Annotated in this window: 22 protein-coding genes; 16 read left to right on the top strand and 6 right to left on the bottom strand. The window is 60.0% G+C overall.

What is annotated here, in order from left to right:
* Nucleotides 1-275: pantetheine-phosphate adenylyltransferase (locus tag Q7O77_RS04005; RefSeq protein ID WP_369696207.1), on the top strand; the 275-nt coding region annotated here is incomplete at its 5' end.
* Between the two features lie 7 nt (nucleotides 276-282).
* On the opposite strand, the gene mutM is transcribed toward Q7O77_RS04005, so the two are convergent.
* From mutM to radC, 4 genes are all read right to left on the bottom strand, one after another.
* Entirely contained in the window at nucleotides 283-1092 is an 810-nt protein-coding gene (mutM, locus tag Q7O77_RS04000; RefSeq protein WP_304163727.1) for a bifunctional DNA-formamidopyrimidine glycosylase/DNA-(apurinic or apyrimidinic site) lyase, read from the bottom strand.
* A 107-nt stretch (nucleotides 1093-1199) separates the two neighbouring features.
* The gene (gene rpmG, locus Q7O77_RS03995) at nucleotides 1200-1367 is read right to left on the bottom strand and encodes a 50S ribosomal protein L33 (protein ID WP_026738454.1); all 168 of its coding nucleotides are present in this window, start codon (nucleotides 1365-1367) and stop codon (nucleotides 1200-1202) included.
* Between the two features lie 11 nt (nucleotides 1368-1378).
* A complete protein-coding gene (gene rpmB, locus Q7O77_RS03990) occupies nucleotides 1379-1615 on the bottom strand; it encodes a 50S ribosomal protein L28 (protein ID WP_026738455.1) in 237 nt (78 codons plus the stop codon).
* 238 nt (nucleotides 1616-1853) lie between these two features.
* Nucleotides 1854-2519 (bottom strand): DNA repair protein RadC, encoded by a 666-nt coding sequence (gene radC / locus Q7O77_RS03985; RefSeq protein WP_304163726.1) that lies wholly within the window; start codon nucleotides 2517-2519, stop codon nucleotides 1854-1856.
* 195 nt (nucleotides 2520-2714) lie between these two features.
* Here radC and coaBC point away from each other — a divergent pair, with 195 nt between their 5' ends.
* From coaBC to slmA, 3 genes are all read left to right on the top strand, one after another.
* Nucleotides 2715-3941 carry a bifunctional phosphopantothenoylcysteine decarboxylase/phosphopantothenate--cysteine ligase CoaBC gene (gene coaBC / locus Q7O77_RS03980; RefSeq protein ID WP_304163725.1) on the top strand — a complete coding sequence of 409 codons (1227 nt, stop codon included), beginning with the start codon at nucleotides 2715-2717 and terminating at the stop codon, nucleotides 3939-3941.
* Entirely contained in the window at nucleotides 3925-4383 is a 459-nt protein-coding gene (gene dut / locus Q7O77_RS03975) for a dUTP diphosphatase (protein WP_304163724.1), read from the top strand. Before coaBC ends, dut begins: the two co-directional genes overlap by 17 nt.
* A 105-nt stretch (nucleotides 4384-4488) precedes the next feature.
* On the top strand, nucleotides 4489-5085 hold the full coding sequence (gene slmA, locus Q7O77_RS03970; RefSeq protein WP_085650750.1) for a nucleoid occlusion factor SlmA: 597 nt from the start codon (nucleotides 4489-4491) through the stop codon (nucleotides 5083-5085).
* A 42-nt stretch (nucleotides 5086-5127) separates the two neighbouring features.
* On the opposite strand, the gene pyrE is transcribed toward slmA, so the two are convergent.
* Both pyrE and rph read right to left on the bottom strand, forming a co-directional pair.
* Nucleotides 5128-5769: an orotate phosphoribosyltransferase gene (pyrE, locus tag Q7O77_RS03965; protein WP_304163723.1), complete on the bottom strand. Its 642-nt coding sequence runs from the start codon at nucleotides 5767-5769 to the stop codon at nucleotides 5128-5130.
* A 373-nt stretch (nucleotides 5770-6142) separates the two neighbouring features.
* Entirely contained in the window at nucleotides 6143-6859 is a 717-nt protein-coding gene (rph, locus tag Q7O77_RS03960) for a ribonuclease PH (RefSeq protein ID WP_304163722.1), read from the bottom strand.
* A gap of 188 nt (nucleotides 6860-7047) precedes the next feature.
* On the opposite strand from rph, the gene Q7O77_RS03955 reads away from it, so the two are divergent.
* The 12 genes from Q7O77_RS03955 to Q7O77_RS03900 all read left to right on the top strand — a co-directional run bounded on the left by Q7O77_RS03955 (nucleotide 7048) and on the right by Q7O77_RS03900 (nucleotide 19667).
* The gene (locus Q7O77_RS03955; protein ID WP_304163721.1) at nucleotides 7048-7434 is read left to right on the top strand and encodes a YidH family protein; all 387 of its coding nucleotides are present in this window, start codon (nucleotides 7048-7050) and stop codon (nucleotides 7432-7434) included.
* A gap of 10 nt (nucleotides 7435-7444) precedes the next feature.
* The gene (locus tag Q7O77_RS03950) at nucleotides 7445-7786 is read left to right on the top strand and encodes a DUF202 domain-containing protein (RefSeq protein WP_304163720.1); all 342 of its coding nucleotides are present in this window, start codon (nucleotides 7445-7447) and stop codon (nucleotides 7784-7786) included.
* A gap of 318 nt (nucleotides 7787-8104) precedes the next feature.
* Nucleotides 8105-9112 carry an N-acetyltransferase DgcN gene (dgcN, locus tag Q7O77_RS03945; RefSeq protein ID WP_304163719.1) on the top strand — a complete coding sequence of 336 codons (1008 nt, stop codon included), beginning with the start codon at nucleotides 8105-8107 and terminating at the stop codon, nucleotides 9110-9112.
* A gap of 4 nt (nucleotides 9113-9116) precedes the next feature.
* A complete protein-coding gene (dgcA, locus tag Q7O77_RS03940) occupies nucleotides 9117-10082 on the top strand; it encodes an N-acetyl-D-Glu racemase DgcA (RefSeq protein ID WP_304163718.1) in 966 nt (321 codons plus the stop codon).
* A gap of 20 nt (nucleotides 10083-10102) precedes the next feature.
* Nucleotides 10103-11980 carry an ABC transporter ATP-binding protein gene (locus tag Q7O77_RS03935; protein ID WP_304163717.1) on the top strand — a complete coding sequence of 626 codons (1878 nt, stop codon included), beginning with the start codon at nucleotides 10103-10105 and terminating at the stop codon, nucleotides 11978-11980.
* A gap of 41 nt (nucleotides 11981-12021) precedes the next feature.
* Complete coding sequence (locus tag Q7O77_RS03930; protein WP_085650742.1) at nucleotides 12022-13566, top strand: glutathione ABC transporter substrate-binding protein; 1545 nt, start codon at nucleotides 12022-12024, stop codon at nucleotides 13564-13566.
* Between the two features lie 17 nt (nucleotides 13567-13583).
* The gene (locus tag Q7O77_RS03925) at nucleotides 13584-14504 is read left to right on the top strand and encodes an ABC transporter permease (RefSeq protein ID WP_304163716.1); all 921 of its coding nucleotides are present in this window, start codon (nucleotides 13584-13586) and stop codon (nucleotides 14502-14504) included.
* Nucleotides 14505-14515: 11 nt separating this feature from the next.
* Nucleotides 14516-15415: an ABC transporter permease subunit gene (locus Q7O77_RS03920; protein ID WP_304163715.1), complete on the top strand. Its 900-nt coding sequence runs from the start codon at nucleotides 14516-14518 to the stop codon at nucleotides 15413-15415.
* Between the two features lie 10 nt (nucleotides 15416-15425).
* Nucleotides 15426-16484, top strand: coding sequence for a P1 family peptidase (locus tag Q7O77_RS03915; protein ID WP_304163714.1), 1059 nt, complete (start codon nucleotides 15426-15428; stop codon nucleotides 16482-16484).
* Between the two features lie 10 nt (nucleotides 16485-16494).
* The gene (locus tag Q7O77_RS03910) at nucleotides 16495-17316 is read left to right on the top strand and encodes a M55 family metallopeptidase (RefSeq protein WP_304163713.1); all 822 of its coding nucleotides are present in this window, start codon (nucleotides 16495-16497) and stop codon (nucleotides 17314-17316) included.
* A gap of 84 nt (nucleotides 17317-17400) precedes the next feature.
* A complete protein-coding gene (locus Q7O77_RS03905) occupies nucleotides 17401-18363 on the top strand; it encodes an isoaspartyl peptidase/L-asparaginase family protein (RefSeq protein ID WP_304163728.1) in 963 nt (320 codons plus the stop codon).
* Nucleotides 18364-18758: 395 nt separating this feature from the next.
* Entirely contained in the window at nucleotides 18759-19667 is a 909-nt protein-coding gene (locus Q7O77_RS03900; protein WP_304163712.1) for a LysR family transcriptional regulator, read from the top strand.
* The last annotated feature ends 53 nt before the right edge of the window (nucleotides 19668-19720 follow it).

Below are 19720 nucleotides of genomic sequence, written 5' to 3'. Positions count from 1 at the left end.
GATTTAGCGAACTGATGGCGCATTTTGCTCAGAAGCATCAGGCGAATATTTTGGTGCGCGGACTGCGGGCGGTATCGGACTTCGAGTATGAGTGGCAGTTGGCAAAGATGAACACGCACCTGATGCCCGAGCTGGAGAGCGTGTTCCTGATGCCAGCGGAGCAGTGGTCCTTTATTTCGTCCACCCTGGTGAAAGAAGTCGCCCGACACGGCGGCGACATCGATCCGTTTCTCCCTCCGCCCATCTCGGCAGCCCTGCAGAAAAAGCTGGCCTGACGCGCCGTCAGCGCTGGCAGGTACGGCAAAAGAACGTGCTGCGCTGTCCTTGTTTGAGGCTTTCTATCAACGTCCCGCAGTGACGGCAAGGTTCGCCGCTGCGGCCGTAGACCTGCAGTTCCTGCGCAAAATAGCCCGGTTTACCGTCCGACTGCAGGAAGTCCCGTAGCGTCGTTCCACCTTGCTCTATAGAACGTAGCAGCACTTTCTTGATGGTGTCCGCTAATAGCTGGAACTCAGCCTCGCTCAACGAGCCTGCGGCTCTCTCCGGCAGAATGCCCGCGCTGAACAGGGATTCGCTGGCGTAGATGTTACCCACGCCGACGACCAGCTTGTTATCCATAATCCAAAGCTTTATCGGCGTCTTCCGGCCCCGAGATTTATCGAACAGGTAGTCGCCGCTGAACGCATCGCTGAGCGGCTCCGGTCCCAGATGAGCCAGCACGGAACTGGTCGCCGGGTCCGCGCTCCACAGCCAGGCGCCGAAGCGGCGCGGGTCGGTGTAGCGGAGCACTTTGCCGCTATCCAGCACCAGATCGACATGGTCATGCTTGCCGGGCTCCACATATTCAGGCAGCACGCGCAAACTGCCCGACATGCCGAGATGAACAATCATCCAACCGCGAGCCAGTTCAATCAGCAGGTATTTCGCACGACGCTGAACGCTGAGCACAGGTTCATCGCTCAGCGCCATAATCTCAGGGGATACCGGCCAGCGCAGGCGCGCATTGCGCACTTCCGCATGCAGAATGGTATGTCCGACCAGATAGGGTTCAATCCCCCGGCGGCTGGTTTCCACCTCTGGTAATTCAGGCATGTTTCCTCCCGTGAAAAGTCATCGCGAACACTCTACCACAGCCGTATTCGCCAATTGCAGACACAAAAAAACCCGGCCGAAGCCGGGTTTTTGATAATCCACTAAAATTATTTGATTTTAGCTTCTTTGTAGATCACATGCTGACGGACAACGGGATCGAATTTCTTCAGTTCCAGTTTTTCCGGCTTAGTGCGCTTGTTCTTCGTAGTGGTATAGTAGTGACCAGTACCAGCAGAAGAAACCAGCTTGATCTTCTCGCGAACACCTTTAGCCATGATTCAGTTCCTTAATACTTCTCACCACGGGCACGTAAGTCGGCCAGAACCGTCTCAATACCCTTTTTATCGATAATACGCATACCTTTAGCAGATACGCGCAGCGTAACAAAACGCTTCTCACCTTCCACCCAGAAACGGTGTGAGTGCAGGTTCGGCAGAAAACGGCGTTTGGTCGCATTCAGTGCGTGGGAACGGTTGTTACCCGTCACCGGACGCTTGCCAGTAACTTGGCAGACTCGGGACATGTCTATTCTCCAAAAATCAAATCAGCTCGAGCTTCGTATAGGGTGTTGGCCGCCTCGTCAGGCTCTAGAGCCCATCTCAGCAACTTCACTGAAAAGACTCTGTCATCAGGGGAAACCTGCTGAGATAGGCTCTTAACGCCACACCCAAGATTCTCAAAGGTGGCGTAGTATACGCTCTGAAGCGTATGCGCTCAAGTCCCGAACAGCTAAAGATCCCTCAGGATCGTCGAAATATGCCTTAAATCCACCCGCGCTCGGCAAAAGAGGCGTACTCACCGTGCCCGATAACCAGGTGATCAAGCACGCGGATGTCCAACAATTGGCATACTTTGACGATATGTTCCGTAATGGCGCGGTCAGCCTGACTGGGCTCTGCCTTTCCCGACGGATGGTTGTGCGCCAGAATCAACGCTGCCGCATTCGCCTTCAGCGCCTCACGAGCAATTTCTCGCGGGTGCACCTCTACGCAGTTAATCGTACCAGCAAACATCTCCTGATGGCGAATGACACGATGCTGATTGTCTAGAAAAAGGACTAAAAAAACTTCACGTTCGCGATCCGCCAGCAGTAACTGCAAATATTGCAGCGTCACTTCCGAGCTGATCATGGCGTCTTCGCGCGCCAGTCGAGAGGAAAACAGCCGCCGCGACAGCTCCCCCACCGCCTGCAGCTGCGTATATTTGGAAAGCCCGATACCGCGCGCCGTACGGAACTGGGTCTGCTCTGCCGTCATCAACTGATGCAATGACCCAAACTGGTTCAGCAGATTTTCCGCCAGCTGCATAACGTGCGTTCCCGGCAACCCGGTACGAAGAAAAATGGCGAGCAGTTCTGTATCCGTCAATGCGCAGGCCCCTTTCCGTATCAGTTTTTCCCTTGGCGCCTGCCCGTTTAGCCACATCATGATAGTGTCTCCCTCCCTGAGTCCTGAAGGCATTCTGGCATGTGGACGAGGGACGAACGAGGGGATGGAGGAGAAGATGCGAAGAGGCGCGCAATCTGTCGTTGCAACACGCGTCTCCATGACAAGATTCCGTTTCCTTCGGACGCTTATGGTAAAATGCCCGATACTTTCTTTAGCTCACACTCGGACAAAACGATGACGGAACTCTCCAGTCTGCTCGCACTCGCCGGCAAACATATCGTACTGGGTATCAGCGGAGGTATCGCCGCCTACAAATGCCCCGAGCTGGTCCGCCGCCTGCGGGACGAAGGCGCGGAGGTGCGCGTAGTCATGACGCCTGCCGCCAAAGCGTTCATCACGCCGCTCACACTTCAGGCCGTCTCCGGCTATCCGGTCGCGGACGACCTGCTGGATCCTGCCGCCGAAGCCGCGATGGGACATATCGCGCTTGGAAAATGGGCAGATTTGATGATCATCGCTCCCGCATCTGCCGATGTGATCGCCCGACTGGCGGTCGGCATGGCCAACGACCTGCTGACTACCGCCTGCCTCGCCAGCGCAGCGCCTCTGGCCGTCGCGCCGGCCATGAATCAACAGATGTATCGCGCCCTGCCGACGCAGGACAACCTCGCGCGTTTGAGCGAACGCGGCGTACACATTTGGGGACCGGACAGCGGTAGCCAGGCCTGCGGCGACGTCGGTCCCGGTAGAATGCTCGACCCGTTGGAGATTGTGGAACAGGCGAAACAATTTTTCGCGCAAACCGCCGATCTGCAGCACCTGAACGTGCTGATCACCGCAGGCCCGACGCGAGAAGCGCTGGACCCGGTGCGCTTCATCAGCAATCACAGCTCCGGTCAGATGGGATTCGCCATTGCCGAAGCGGCGGCGGCTCGCGGCGCGGACGTTACGCTGGTGGCCGGTCCGGTCGATCTGCCGACGCCCAACGGCGTACGGCGTATCGACGTCGCGAGCGCGCTGGAAATGCATGAAGCGGTCATGTCCGCCTCTCCCAAACAGCACATCGTGATCGGCTGCGCCGCCGTGGCAGACTACCGTGCAAAAAGCGTGGAGAGCGAAAAAATCAAAAAGCAGGGTGATGAAATGACTGTCACCCTGGTAAAAAATCCGGATATCATCGCCGACGTGGCGGCGATGAAGGAACATCGGCCTTATGTTGTCGGGTTTGCTGCCGAAACCACTAATGTGGAAGAATACGCGCGGCAGAAACTGGCCAACAAAAAGCTGGATTTAATCTGCGCAAACGACGTGTCCCAAGCCGACCGCGGCTTCAATGCGAAAACCAACGCGTTGCACCTTTTCTGGCACGGAGGAGACAAACAGTTGCCGCTCGGCAGCAAGCGTCTCCTGGGCCAACAGCTAATTGACGAGATTGTCAGCCGATATGACGAAAAAAATTGACGTAAAAATTATCGATCCCCGCATCGGACAGGAATTCCCGTTGCCGACGTATGCCACGCCGGGTTCCGCCGGTTTAGACCTGCGCGCCTGTCTGGATAACGCCGTGGTGCTCGGCGCAGGCGAAACGACGCTGCTGCCGACCGGTCTGGCCATTCACATCGGCGACCCATCGCTGGCGGCGGTGATCCTGCCTCGCTCCGGTCTGGGCCATAAGCACGGCGTCGTGCTGGGCAACCTGGTCGGACTGATCGACTCCGACTATCAGGGTCAGTTGATGGTCTCTGTCTGGAACCGGAGTTCGACGCCGTTCACGATCGAACCCGGCGAACGCATCGCGCAAATGGTCTTTGTGCCGGTCGTTCAGGCTGAATTCAATCTGGTTAACGAATTCACCGACAGTGAACGGGGAGAAGGTGGTTTCGGTCACTCGGGCCGTCACTGATCCACATCTATTCTTTCGAAAAAAACCTATAAGCCACAGCGTATTACGCGACTGTGGCGCTATCTGGTGTGGGCAGTTGAATCTTTATCAAGGGTCTTTTCAGACATGGCAGAGAAAGAAAATACGAAAAGGAACCGTCGCGAGGAAATCTTGCAGGCACTGGCGCAGATGCTGCAATCCAGCGACGGCAGTCAACGGATCACCACGGCGAAACTGGCAGCTAACGTCGGCGTATCCGAAGCGGCGCTTTACCGGCATTTTCCCAGTAAAACCCGGATGTTCGACAGCCTGATCGAATTTATCGAAGACAGTCTGACAACCCGTATCAACCTGATTTTGCAGGATGAAAAGGAGACGTTTAATCGTCTTCGTCTGATTTTGCTGCTGATTTTGGGATTTGCCGAAAAAAACCCAGGATTGACCCGCATTCTGACCGGCCATGCCTTGATGTTTGAGCAGGATCGCCTGCAGGGAAGGATCAACCAGCTGTTCGACCGTATCGAATCTCAGATCAAGCAGGTTCTACGGGAACACAAAATGCGCGGCGGAGAGCCGTTCAAGAATGATGAAACGCTGCTTGCCAGTCAGCTGTTAGCCTTCTGCGAAGGCATGCTGTCTCGCTATACCCGTTCGGAGTTTCGCTTTCTCCCCACGCAGGAATTTGACACTCGCTGGCCGCTGCTAGCCGCCCAGATAGCATAGGGATGATGGCCGCGCCGCTCACCGGCGGCGCGGCCAGACAGTTTAGACGCCGTAACTGTCGCGATAGGTCTGCACGGCGGCCAGATGTTCCGCCATCTCCGGCTTCTCCTGCAGATAGGCGATAAGATCCTTCAGGGTGATGATGGAAATCACTTTGCACTCGTAATCCCGTTCCACTTCCTGAATCGCGGAAAGCTCGCCGCGACCACGTTCCTGACGATCTAACGCAATCAGAACGCCTGCCAGCGACGCGCCCTGCGCGGAAATGATATCCATCGACTCACGAATTGCGGTGCCCGCCGTAATGACATCGTCCACCAGCATAATGCGCCCGACCAGCGGACTGCCGACCAGACTGCCGCCTTCGCCGTGATCTTTGGCTTCCTTACGATTGAAACAGTAGGGCAGATCGCGATCGTGATGTTCCGCCAGCGCCACCGCCGTCGTTGTCGCAATAGGAATGCCTTTATAGGCTGGCCCAAACAGCACATCGAAGTCGATAGCCGCGTCCATCAGCGCCGCAGCGTAAAAACGCCCCAGCAAGGCCAGATCGCGCCCCGTATTAAACAGCCCGGCATTGAAGAAATAGGGGCTGGTGCGCCCGGATTTCAGCGTGAACTCGCCGAACTTTAATACCTGCTTGCTGAGTGCGAATTCAATAAACTGGCGTTGATAGGCTTTCATGACAACTTCTCCTGTGATGATGGATGAATACCCGGCGACAAACCGAAAACCGCGTCCTCTGAGCCAACCGCCCTTTGTCGACGACTGAGAATTCCCTCTGACATAACCCTCTGATGTACAAACATTCCGCTTTTGACTCCCCTCGGCGAACAGCGTGTTAGCTCCGCGCCTGACATAGGGCGCAACGCGCTGCCGCAGGGCGGCTTTTCCTCTCTGAAGCACGACCGGCCGACATGACACATTCCAGTGATGTTCCCGCAATGTCGCACAGCGGGTGGCCGTGCTGAACCCCTGATCGCCGTGACGCACATCGCCAGCAGTTTTATTCCGACGAAAAAAAAGCGACCCTCTGGGCCGCTTCTTCAATGATTCTTTATTCCGCCAGCGCCGCTTTCTGCGCCTGGATAATCGTTTCAATGCCCCCTCGAGCCAGCGCCAACAGCGCCAACAGCTCGTCGTGGCTGAACGGTTCGCCCTCTGCGGTGCCCTGCACCTCGATCATGCGACCATCTTCGGTCATCACCACATTCATATCGGTTTCCGCGGAAGAGTCTTCCACATACTCCAGATCGCAGAGCGCTTCACCGTTGACGATACCGACGGAAACCGCGGCCACCATGCCTTTCAGCGGGTTTTTCTTCAGCTTGCCGTTAGCAACCATCGCATTCAGCGCATCCGCCAGCGCCACGCAGGCGCCGGTGATGGAAGCGGTACGGGTGCCACCGTCAGCCTGCAGAACGTCGCAGTCCAGCGTGATAGTGAATTCGCCCAGCGTTTTCAGATCGAGCGCGGCGCGCAGAGAACGGGCGATCAGGCGCTGAATTTCCAGCGTACGTCCGCCCTGCTTACCGCGTGCGGCTTCGCGTGCGTTACGGCTGTGCGTAGCGCGCGGCAACATGCCGTACTCCGCGGTAACCCATCCTTTGCCCTGCCCTTTCAGGAAGCGCGGTACGCCTTCTTCCACCGTGGCATTACACAACACCTTGGTGTCGCCGAATTCGACGAGGACGGAACCTTCAGCGTGTTTGGTGTAATGACGGGTTAACGTGAGCGGGCGTATCTGTTGTGCACTTCGGCCTGTAGGGCGCATGGCTTCTCTCCGGCGGGTGAATGTTGACTGGCGCGCATTATACGGACTTCACCCGGCCCTGCCTACCGGCCCGGCGGATTAAAACGGGCGCGAAGATCGCCCGCGATGGCGCCCCGAACGGCTGGAGCGTCCCCCTTTCCGCATGTAGACTGTTAGCTCGACTTTTCATCAGCCGGTGAATCTACGCCATGCGCGACACACAACAGAACGACCAGTCTCCCAACACTGACCGCCACTGGCAGCAGCAGGGAACGGCTCCGGACTACCGTTTCTCACTGGCCAACGAGCGTACGTTTCTCGCCTGGATCCGCACTGCGCTGGCCCTGTTGGCTGGCGCGGTCGCCATCGACCAGTTTACGACCACGCTGGCGTCGCCTGCCGTACGACAGGGGATTGCCGTCCTGCTGGCCCTCGCCTCTGCCCTGATGGCGGGAATGGCCTACCGGCGCTGGGCGGGCAACGAACGGGCGATGCGCAACGGCCTTCCCCTGCCCTATACCTCCCTGTTGGTCGTTTTCGCCTGCGGCCTTGGCGCGGTCGCCATCGCACTGGCGCTGCTGATCGCGCAGCTGTAGGGCGCAGACGATGTCCTCTTCGCCGTTGCCGCGCGACCCGGGCGTTCAGCCGGAACGCACCGTGCTGGCGTGGTCGCGCACCGCCATCCTGCTGCTGGTCAACACCGCCCTGTTGTTGAAAGCAGGAACGCTCAGCACCCAACCCCTGCTGCTGGCCGCCGGTATTCTGTTGTTGCTGGCGTCTCTGACGATCTTCATCTGGGTTCCACTGCGCCTGCGCGCCCTCCAGAACGCGCCGCAAACCCGCAGTATTCCGCCCGCGATCGTCATGTTCGGCTTCACGCTGACCTTTATCCTGATCGCGCTGCTGATCGCCGGACATGCGATGTTTTCTCTACGCTTTGCCCTATAACACGGGCTTATAGCGTGTCACCCACATCGGCCAACCATCTAATTATCCCTTAAAAAACAAAATAATAGATAAAATACCACCCATACCTTCAGGCTATACCCCACCGACAAACAAGTATTCGTCACCGCTCAGGCATCGTGAAATAGTCATAGACAGAGAACTGACCCCGGCAGGCACGAACGACGCGGAAGATGGCAATAGCGCAACGTCGGGCCGACACGGTGCACAGGCGGTTCGCCGGATGAAAACAGGTTCACGCCGACATCCCCCGAGCGCCCAAGGTTCTGCCTTATTCCATTAACGATGAGATACGACATTATGCTGATCCCTCAACCTTACCTGCTGTTCCTTGGCGACGTGACCGATCCTCTGGCTATCAAAACCGCACGCGGCATCCACGCGTGGCGTCCGGAACAGTGCGTCGGCCAACTCCGCCTGCCGGGCAGCACCCTGTCGCTCGGTCTGGACGATCTGGATATCGCCGCCGCCGCTGAGCGCGGAGCCAAAACGCTGGTGCTCGGTACGGCCAATGCCGGGGGTTTCCTACCGCAGCACTGGCTGGACACCGTACGCACCGCGATTGAGGCGGGCATGAACGTCGCCAACGGCTTGCACCAGCGTCTGGTTGACGTACCGGGTTTGAAAGCGCTGGCAGAAAAGCATCAGGTACAGCTGTTCGACATCCGCCACATGCGTCCGGAACTGTCCGTCGGCACCGGCGAAAAACGCAGCGGCAAACGCATACTGACCGTCGGCACCGACTGCTCCGTGGGCAAGATGTACACCTCATTGGCGCTGGAAGCGGCGATGCGCGATCTGGGTATGAAGGCGGACTTCCGCGCCACCGGCCAGACCGGCGTGCTGGTCGCGGGCGAAGGGATCGCGATTGATGCGGTCATCGCAGACTTCATCGCCGGTGCCGCCGAAGCGCTGTCACCCGCGAACGACGACGACCACTGGGATATCGTGGAAGGACAGGGTTCCCTGTTCCACCCCTCTTATGCGGGCGTCAGCACCGGCTTAATCCACGGCGCACAGCCGCACTGGCTGGTGATGTGTCACGAAATGGGTCGTCCACATATGCGTCATCTGCCGCACCAGCCGATGGTGAGTCTGGAAGACTGCGTGGAAGCCAACCTGCGCGCAGCACGCGTCACCAGCCCGGAAGTGAAGCTGGCCGGTTTCGCCATCAACACCTCCAACTACACTGAACAGGAAGCGCGTGATTACTGTCAGGAGATCAGCCGACGCTTTGGCGTGCCAGCGACCGACTCCGTTCGTTTCGGCATGCAGGACATCGCCGCGCTGTTGAAAGAGCAGGAGTAAACCAATGCGACAGATGCAGATCGAAACCGTGGAATTGCCCTTGGCTCGCCCGTTCGCCATCTCCCGCGGCACGCGTACCGCAGTCACCGTGGTGCGAGTCACGCTGGAAGAGCGCGGCTTTATCGGCCGCGGCGAATGCACGCCGACGGCCCACTATCAGGAAACGCCTGAAGGCGTCGTCCGACAGCTGGAAACGGTGCGGGATGCCGTAGAGCGCGGCGTTTCACTGAACGACCTGCAATCTTTACTGCCGCCGGGCGCCGCGCGTAATGCGATTGACTGCGCGCTATGGCGGCTCAACGCGGCGCTGAACAAACAGACGCTGTGGCAGCATCTGGCGATTCAGGCGCCGCAGTCCGTCATCACCGCCGAAACGCTCAGCCTCGACACGCTGGAAAACATGGTCAAAGCCGCCGCTGACGCGGTATCGCGCGGCGCGCTGCTGCTGAAAATCAAGCTGAACGGCGAGCAGATTGTGGAGAAAGTGGCGGCCATTCGTCAGGTGGCGCCTAACGTGACGCTGATCGTCGACGCCAACGAAGCCTGGGGAGGGCGCGATCTGGGGCCGCTGCTCCAGCAGCTCGCCGCTTGCCGTGTCGCGATGGTGGAACAACCGCTGCCCGCCGGAGAAGACGGCGCGCTGGCAGACTTCATCCACGCGATTCCGATCTGCGCCGATGAAAGCTGCCACCACGGCGGAGACATCGCCGGGCTGCGCGATCGCTACGAAATGATCAACATCAAGCTCGACAAGTGCGGCGGCCTGACCGAAGCGCTGGCGATGGTCAATGAAGCCAAACGGTGCGGTCTGCGCATCATGATCGGCTGCATGCTCGGCTCATCGCTGGCGATGGAAGCCGCGCTGCCGGTCACGCTCAGCGCCATCCACGTTGATCTGGACGGCCCGATCTGGCTGGCGGCGGACAGCGCCCCTTACCTGACTTACAACCTCGGCCGCATTTGGCTATAACCGCAAACCCCGGAGTGACGATGACGGATACCCAGTCCACAGAACCGACAGCCGCCACAGCATCCGGCAGCGCACCGCGTCCGGTACTGGAAATCAACGACCTGAGCGTCAGCTTCAACGGCCGCTCCGGCAACCATTTGGCGCTGAAAGGCGTCTCTTTCACGCTGAACAAAGGTGAAGTGGTGGCCGTAGTGGGCGAAAGCGGTTCGGGTAAATCCGTGACCTCGCTGACGGTCATGGGCCTGCTGGCCAACGCCGCGCGCATCGAGCGCGGGGCGATTCGCTTTACCACGCGCGGCGGCGAGCAGCACTCGCTGCTGCAAATGAAAGACGACGCCCGCCGCCAACTGCGCGGCCGTGAAATGGCGATGATCTTTCAGGAGCCGATGACCTCCCTGAACCCCGTGCTGAAGGTCGGCGATCAGCTGACCGAAGCATTGTTAGACCATCAGATCTGCGATGCGGCGGCGGCCGACAGCAAGGCGCGAGCGCTGCTGCGCAAAGTGCGCATCGCCGACGTCGACCGGGTGATGAACAGCTACCCTCACTCGCTGTCCGGCGGTATGCGCCAGCGGGTGATGATTGCGCAGGCGCTGGCCTGCGATCCGCAGCTGCTGATCGCCGATGAACCGACGACGGCGCTGGACGTCACCGTGCAGGCGCGCATTCTGCAAATCCTGCGCGACCTGCAACAGCAGAGCGATATGGCCGTGCTGTTTATCACCCACGACATGGGCGTCGTTGCGGAAATCGCCGATCGGGTGGTGGTGATGTACCGAGGCGAAGTGGTCGAAGAGGGAACGGTCGAGGCGATTTTCACCGCGCCGCAGCACCCGTACACCCAGGCGTTGCTGGCTGCCGTACCGAAACTGGGCGACATGGAAAACAGCCGCTGGCCGCGCCGTTTCCCGCTGCTGGGCCAGAGCCATAAAACGCCGGAAAGCGACCATATCACCGCGCGCTACGATGCGCCGCCGCTATTAGATATCCGCGGCCTCAAGGTTTATTACCCGGTACGCACCGGCATCTTGTCCCACGTCACGCACCACGTCCATGCGGTGGAGCAGATCGACTTCAGCGTCTGGCCGGGCGAAACGCTGGCGATTGTCGGCGAAAGCGGCTGCGGCAAATCTACCACCGGCCGTGCGCTGCTGCGGCTGGTCGACAGCGAATCCGAAAGCATTCAGTTTCAGGGCAAAGAAGTGTCGCTGATTCGGGACAAAGCGTTCCAACCGCTGCGCCGCAAGATGCAGATGGTGTTTCAGGATCCCTACGCCTCACTCAATCCGCGTCTGACCGTGGGATTTACCATCGCCGAACCGCTGATGCTGCACGGGCTGGTGAAGTCGCTGGAAGAGGCGACGCCGCAGGTGCAGGCGCTGCTGAAAAGCGTCGGTCTGGAGCCGGAGCACGCCCAGCGCTATCCGCATGAATTTTCGGGCGGACAACGCCAGCGCATCGCCATCGCCCGCGCCATGGCGCTGAAACCGGAAGTGATTATCGCCGATGAGGCGGTGTCCGCGCTCGACGTGTCCATTCAGGCTCAGGTCGTCAACCTGATGATGGATTTGCAACAGAAGACCGGCGTGTCGTGGATTTTTATTTCCCACGACATGGCGGTTGTGGAACGCATCGCCAACCGCGTGGCGGTCATGTATCTCGGGCAGATTGTGGAAATCGGTCCCCGTCAGTCCGTGTTCAACAACCCGCAGCACCCGTATACCCGCCGCCTGCTGTCCGCGGTGCCCGTGGCCGATCCCCTGCGACGCAGCGAACGTCAGTTGGACGACAGCGAAATTCCTTCCCCGCTGAAAAAAGCCAGCGAGAAGGTCACCAAGGCGAAGTATCGCCAGGTCGCGCCGCACCACTGGGTCAGCACACACGAAAACAACACATAAAAACGCTTATTCACATCACAACATCACGCAGGAGAGACACCATGCAACCACGCTTTCGCCGTTCCACCGTCGCACTCGGGCTATCCCTGTGTCTGGCTGCCGCCGCCGCCCAGGCGCAGGATTTACGCATCTCCATGTACGCCGATATCACCGGGCTCGATCCGCACGATACGTCGGATACGCTGAGCTACTCCGTCCAGAGCGGCATCTTTGAGCGCCTGTTCCAGTTCGACAGCGCGATGAAACTGGTGCCCAGACTCGCCACCGGCTACACCAGCAACGATAACGCCACCGAATTCACCATTACGCTGCGCGACGGCGTGACCTTCCAGGACGGCACGCCGTTCAACGCCGACGCCGTCAAAGCCAACCTGGATCGCCTGAGCGACCAAAGCAAAGGCTTGAAGCGCAACAGCCTGTTCAAGATGATCAAAAGCGTGACGGTGCTCTCTCCTTCACAAGTCAAAATCGAGCTGAACCAATCCTTCGGCGCGTTTATCAACACGCTGGCGCACCCGTCTGCGGTTATGCACAGCCCGGCGGCGCTGAAACAGTATCCGGACGAAGCTCAGCTGCGCGTACATCCGGTCGGCACCGGCCCGTTCAAGTTCACCGAATGGCAGCAGGGGAAAGACGTCAAACTGGTGAAAAACGATCGCTACTGGCAACAGGGCTGGCCGAAAGTCGACAGCGTGACCTTCTATCCCGCGCCGGAAGACTCTACCCGCGTGGCCTCGCTGAAAGCCGGTCAGACCGACGTAGCCTATCCGCTGCCGTCCGATCTGGTGAACACCGTGAAAAGCGACAGCAAACTGGCTATTCAGAGCGACGCCGGGATCTACCTGTACTGGATCGCGATGAATAACCAGAGCGCCGCGCTGAAAGACGTCCGCGTACGTCAGGCGCTCAACTACGCCATCAACCGAGATATCTGGCTGAAAGTCGGCTTCGCCGGTTTGGGAACAACCGCCCAGTCGCCGATGGCGCCGAACGTGCAGTTCTTCCAACCGCAAACCGAACCCAACTACAGCTACAACCCGGCTAAAGCCAAGGCGCTGCTGAAAGAAGCAGGCTACGGCAATGGTCTGACGCTGAAACTGTGGACCACCAACCGCACCGATTACATCCGCAGCGCGCAGTTCTTCAAGCAGCAGCTGGAGCAGGTCGGCATCAAGGTCACGGTAACGCCGATGGACTCCGGGATGCGCGACCAGAAGCTGTGGGGCGTGACCGATCCGAAGAAAGCCGAATTCGATCTGTTCTACAACGGCTGGTCTCCGTCAACCGGCGATGCCGACTGGGCGCTGCGTCCGCTGTACGCCACCGAATCCTGGGTGCCGACGTCGTACAACGTCTCTTACTACAGCAGCCCGGCCACGGATAAAGCCATCGCCGATGGTTTGGCGACCGCTGATGCAGGCAAACGCGCCGCTGCTTACGCCGAAGCGCAGAAGCTGATCTGGAAAGATGCGCCTGTCGTGTTCCTGGGGGCGCCGGATAATCTGGTCGGTAAAGCCAAAAATCTGTCTGGCGTTTACATGCTGGCCGATGGTTCGCTGATCTTCGATCAGGCTCAGTTCAAGTAATCACACAGGGGAGCGCCATGTTTGCCTATTTAATTCGACGTTTGCTGGAAATGATCCCGGTACTGCTGGTGGTCTCCCTGTTGGTATTCGGTTTTATCAAGCTGCTGCCGGGCGATCCGGCACGGCTCTACGCCGGTCCCGACGCCACGCTGGAAACGGTGGAAGCCGCCCGCCAGCACTTGGGGCTTAACGATCCGCTACCGCAGCAGTATCTCAACTGGCTTGGCGGTCTGGCGCACGGCGATCTGGGCGTGACCTATCGCACCCAGCAGCCGGTGCTGAGCGTCATTCAGAAGAGCTTCATGCCGACGCTGTATCTGGCGCTGGCCGGATTCGCCTGGTCGGTGGTGCTCGGTCTGCTGATCGGCGTGTTGTCTGCGCTGAAGCGCGGCCGCTGGCAGGACTGGTCGTTGATGAGTTTAGCCGTGGGAGGCATTTCGATGCCGCCCTTCTGGCTAGGTCTGTTGCTCATCCAGTTTGTCGCCATGCCGTTCGGCGTCTTTTCCGTCGGCGGCTTTAACCAGCCGTCCGACCTTATTCTTCCGGCACTGACGCTCGGCGCGTCGGTGGCGGCAGTGATGGCCCGCTTTACCCGCTCGGCCTTTATGGAGGTCATGCAGGAAGATTTCGTGCGCACCGCCAGAGCCAAAGGGCTGCGCAGCCGACTGATCGTCTGGAAACACGTCATGCGCAATGCGCTGATCCCGGTCATCACCATGCTCGGGCTACAGTTTGGTTTCCTGCTCGGCGGCTCCATCGTGGTGGAAAGCGTATTCAGCTGGCCCGGCCTTGGCTGGCTGCTGATCGAATCCATCAAAACGCAGGACCAGCCGGTGATTCAGGCGCTGGTCATGCTGTTCGTGTTTGAATTCATTTTGATTAACCTGCTGGTCGACCTGCTGTATGCGGTGGTCAACCCAGCGATCCGCCTGCGTTAGGAGCGACGACCATGACACTGCCTACTGAACCTGCCGTAGCCGCCTCCCCGCTCGACGCGACGACCATTCGTTCGCCGTGGCGCGATTTCTGGCAAGCCCTACGGCGCAATCCGATGGCGATGATATCGGGCGGATTCATCCTGTTTCTGATTCTGGTGGCGGTGTTCGCGCCCTGGCTGGCGCCGTACAACCCGCTGGAATCGGACTGGATGGCGCTGTCCTCTCCGCCGTCCGCCAGCCATTGGATGGGCACTGACGATCTGGGCCGCGATGTGATGAGCCGCATTATCTACGGCGCGCGCATCTCGCTCTATATCGGTATTTTCTCCGTCACGCTGGGCATGCTGGCGGGTATCGCGCTGGGTCTGCTGGCGGGCTATTACGGCCGCTGGGTCGACATGTTGATCATGCGCGGTTCGGACGTCTTGTTCGCCTTTCCGGGCATGCTGCTGGCGATTGCGGTCGTCGCCATCCTCGGGCCGGGGCTGAACAACGTGATTATCGCCGTGGCCGTGTTCAGCGTGCCGGTCTTCGCCCGTATCGTGCGCGCCTCGACGCTGTCGTTGAAGCAGGCGGCCTACGTCGAAGCGGTGCGCTGCGCCGGTGCGCCGGACCGTATCATCCTGATACGTCACATCCTGCCCGGCACGCTGTCTAACGTGATCGTCTATTTCACCATGCGAATCGGCACCAGCATTCTGACCGCCGCCAGTCTGAGCTTCATCGGTCTGGGGCCGGAGCCGGATGTCCCCGAGTGGGGCAACGTGCTGGCCATGAGCCGCAGCATGATGATGGCGGGACAGTGGCACGTCAGCGTGTTCCCCGGTCTGGCGATCTTCTTCTCGGTGCTGGCGTTCAACCTGCTGGGCGATGCGCTACGCGACACGCTTGACCCCAAACTCAACGGGTGAGGAGGCGAACATGAACGCTTATCAACAGGCGCGGCTGAACACGCTGCTACAGCGCTGGCGGGATGAACGTCAGTTGGGCACCCCGCGGTTCGTGAGCGGTCCGCACAATGCGCTCAGCGATGTGCCCGGCGTTCGCGTCGGCCATAGCACGCTGGCGCAGGGCGAGATCCAAACCGGCGTCACCGCCATCGTGCCGCCCGGCGGCAACCTGTTCACCCATCCCCTGCCCTGCGGCGCGGCGGTGCTCAACGGCTTCGCCAAACCCGTCGGACTGGTGCAGATAGAAGAATTGGGACAGCTGCAAACCCCGATCCTGCTGAGCAACACGCTGGCCGTCGGGACGCTGTTTACCACGCTGGCGCGCGACGCCATCCGCCACAACCCCGAGCTCGGCCGCTCACTGCCGACCGTCAATCCGCTGGCGCTGGAGTGCAACGACGGCTGGCTGAACGATATTCAGGCGCTGGCCGTAACCGAAGCGATGGCGCAGTCGGCGCTGGACGATGCGGAGACGGCCTTCGCGCGCGGCAGCGTCGGGGCCGGACGCGGGATGAGCTGTTTCGGCCTCAAAGGCGGCATCGGCACGGCGTCGCGGCACATCACCGATCTGGAGGCGACGCTTGGCGTACTGGTGCTCGCGAATTTCGGCACCCTCGCCTCGCTAACGTTGGACGGCGTGCCGATGGGGCAAGCCATCGCCCCGCTCCTGCCAGAACTAGCGCCACAGCGCGACGCGGGATCTATCATCATTATTATGGCAACGAACGCGCCGCTGGACGCTCGTCAACTGAGCCGCATCGCCAAACGCGCGGGCGCGGGTCTGGGACGGTTGGGGAGCTATTGGGGCCACGGCTCCGGCGATATCGCCGTCGCGTTTTCCACCTGTGCGACGCCGGAGCCGCCCGACGACGAACAGCTGGAACCGCTGCTCAGCGCGGCGGCGGACGCCACAGAACATGCGGTGCTGGACGCGCTATTACAGGCAGAGCCCGTCACCGGCTTCCGCGACCATTTCCGCCCGGCGCTGCCGCAGGTGCTGGACAAGCTGGCGCAACACGTTTTTGACTGAGGAAATTATCATGAGAGTCTTTATTTCAGCGGATATCGAGGGCGTTGCCGGCGTGATGCGCCCAGAACAGTGCAGCCCCGGCCACCCGGAATACGCGCTGGCGCGCGCGCTGATGGAGCAGGAAGTCAATGCCGCCATCGAAGGCGCTTTCGCCGGTGGGGCCAGCGAAGTGGTGGTCGCCGACAGCCATGCGTCCATGACCAACCTGCGGGCGGACAATATCGACCCACGCGCCCGTCTGGTGCAGGGCAAGCCGCGCGGACTGTCGATGGTGGAAGGTCTGCAGGAAGGGCCGTTCGACGGGCTGATGTTTATCGGCTATCACACCGCCGCCGGTGAATTCGGCGTATTGGCGCACACCATCAACAGCCGCGCGTTCTACCGCGTCAAAATCAACGGCGAAGTGATGGGAGAAAGCGATATTTACGCCGCCGCGGGCGCAGAGCTGGATACGCCGCTGTGGCTGGTCAGCGGCGACGACGTCTTGCAGCAGTGGATTAAACGCTACTATCCGGCGACCGGCTACGCCTGCGTGAAACGCGCGATTTCCCAGACGGCGGCCGAATCCCTGAGTCCGGAAGAAGCCCGCAACGCCATTCGTCAGGCGGCGACCCACGCCGTTCAGCAGGCACATCAGGAGCAAACAACGCGCCTGCAGCCGCCCTATCGTCTGGAGATTATGGTGGCGAAACCGGTGATGGCCGACCTGTTCTGTTTGCTCCCCAACGTCGAGCGGGTGGATGCGATCACCGTCAGCTACAGCGCGCCTAAAATGGCGGAGATCGTCAATCTGCTGTGCGCTTTCTCCTATCTGGCCTCGACCCAGAACTAAATCCAACTCTCGGTCTGATGGCATCGTCAGGCCGACACGCAAACCGAGGGCGCGGACGCACGCGACGCGCTCCCGACGAGGAACATCATGAAACCGGTGATTGTTATCCACGGCGGCGCAGGCGCTATCGCCCGTGCCGCGATGAACAGTGAGAAAGAACAGCGTTACCGCGCCGCGCTGCAGGAGATCGTCCGCAGCGGACAGGAGGTGCTGGCCAACCATGGCAGCGCGCTGGATGCGGTGACCGAAGCCGTACGGCGGCTGGAAGAGTGTCCGCTGTTTAACGCTGGCAAAGGCTCGGTCTTTACCCACGAAGGCACGCACGAGCTCGACGCCAGCATCATGGACGGGCGGACGCTGGACGCGGGCGCCGTGGCGGGCGTCAGCCACATCCGCAACCCAATACTGGCCGCCCGCAAGGTGCTGGAACATAGTCCACACGTCATGTTTACCGCCGAAGGCGCGGAAAGCTTCGCCCATAAGCAGGGTTTGGAAATGGTCGAGTCGGATTTCTTTTTCACCGACGAACGCTATGAGCAGCTGCTGCAGGCGCAGGCCGATGGCGGCAGGATCGTGCTGGATCATGACGGCGCAGGCAGCATATCCGGCGGCGATCCGATCGATCCGCATAATAAATACGGCACCGTCGGCGCCGTCGCGCTGGATGCGGCGGGCAATCTGGCGGCCGCCACGTCAACCGGCGGTATGACCAACAAGCAAATTGGCCGCGTGGGCGACTCACCGGTGATCGGCGCAGGCTGCTACGCCAACAACCAGACCGTCGCCGTGTCCTGCACCGGTACTGGCGAAGTGTTTATGCGGACGGTAGCCGCCTACGACGTTTCCGCGCTGATGGAGTACGCGGGACTGTCGCTGGCGCAGGCGACCGAACGCGTTGTGATGGATAAAGTGCTGGCACTCGGCGGCAGCGGCGGCCTGATCGCCGTCGACCACGCGGGCAATATCGCCCTGACCTTCAATAGCGAGGGGATGTATCGCGGCTATGGCTACGTCGGCGCGGAACCGGTGGTCGATATTTATCGGTAACGCGTCACGCTCGCCCCCACGGGGCGAGCGCATGCTGCCTGCGATGCTTTCGTGCCGCGGGCGGCATGTTCTTCTGTCCAACACCGGGCAAAGGTTGGCGTTCAGACGGTCTAGCCCTCTCTATCTCCAGCACTCATTTCACCATTTTGGTGCAGAACAGGCTGACGACGTGAAATGCCGCACCATCATGGAGAAAATCAGCCATCCCGCTCGACGATGCCTGCTCGCCCCTTGTTTTATCCCTTCCCTTGAGCGCTGGCCTGCGCCGTTTTCTATCCTAACTAATAACGACATGGCGCAAATGTTGCATTTGCAACAGTCAGTTTGATGCGTTTCGCCTCCGACGGTTCGATTTCCATCCGCCACACTCGGCAAAATGACTTAAGGTTCAGGCTATGCGACTACGCCATATCGAAGTTTTTCAGGCCATTCTTCAGGCCGGCACCATTAGCGGTGCGGCTCGCTTACTGAACGTCTCCCAACCGAACGTCAGCCGCGTGCTGAATCACGCCGAGCAGCAGCTTGGCTTTGCGCTGTTCGAGCGCCGGACGCAAGGCATGGTCGTCACGGACGAAGGTCATCGGCTTATCCCGCAAGTTCAGGCGCTTTATGAACAGCTGCAATCTATCAACGCGCTGACGGAGCAAATTCGCAAAGGGCAAAGTCAGACGGTACGTCTGGGTGCCGCGCATGCGTTCGGCCAGATGATTGTGGCTCCGGCGATGGTGGCGTTTCACCAACAGTCGTCGCGGGTGAACGTGGAGCTGGTGACTGAACACTTCAGCACGCTGTGTCAGGAGATTCAGCAGCATCAGCTGGATCTGGCGCTGGTCTTTGGTCAGCAGGTGCCGTCTGATCTGGTCGCCGAACCGCTGTGCCAGTCCACAATGGTGGCTCTGCTGCCAAAAGACAGCCCGCAGCAAGGCCCCGTTTCGCTGGAGTGGCTGTGTCAGAACAACTTATTGATGATGCAGCAGCAAGATCCGCTGGGCCGGGTGGTCCATCGCGCCCTGAACGACCGCGGCCTGCAACCGGCCGCCTCTCTGTTTATCAAAACCTATTCCGTCATCGCCGATATGGTGCTGGCTGGCGGCGGCACCGGCATTGTCGATTTGTTCACCGCGCGACGTTATACCGACCAGCTAAAAATCGTCCCCATTATTCAGCCATTGCCGTTCGAGGTGATGATGATCAGCCGTCGCGACACGCCGCAGTCGCGCGAAGCGATCCAGCTGAAACAGGTACTGAAGCACCAATGCGCCGAGCTGGCCAATCAGTGCGCCTCCTTCCTGCTCGCAGCCTAACGCTCTCAACGTCAGCGTCGCCACAAGGCGGCGTTGCCAACCGTTCAGCCCCC

Origin of the sequence: Lonsdalea britannica (genome assembly GCF_946477055.1) — a bacterium.
Classification (GTDB): Bacteria; Pseudomonadota; Gammaproteobacteria; order Enterobacterales; family Enterobacteriaceae; genus Lonsdalea; species Lonsdalea britannica_A.
This window is presented reverse-complemented; position numbering and strand designations above follow the sequence as displayed.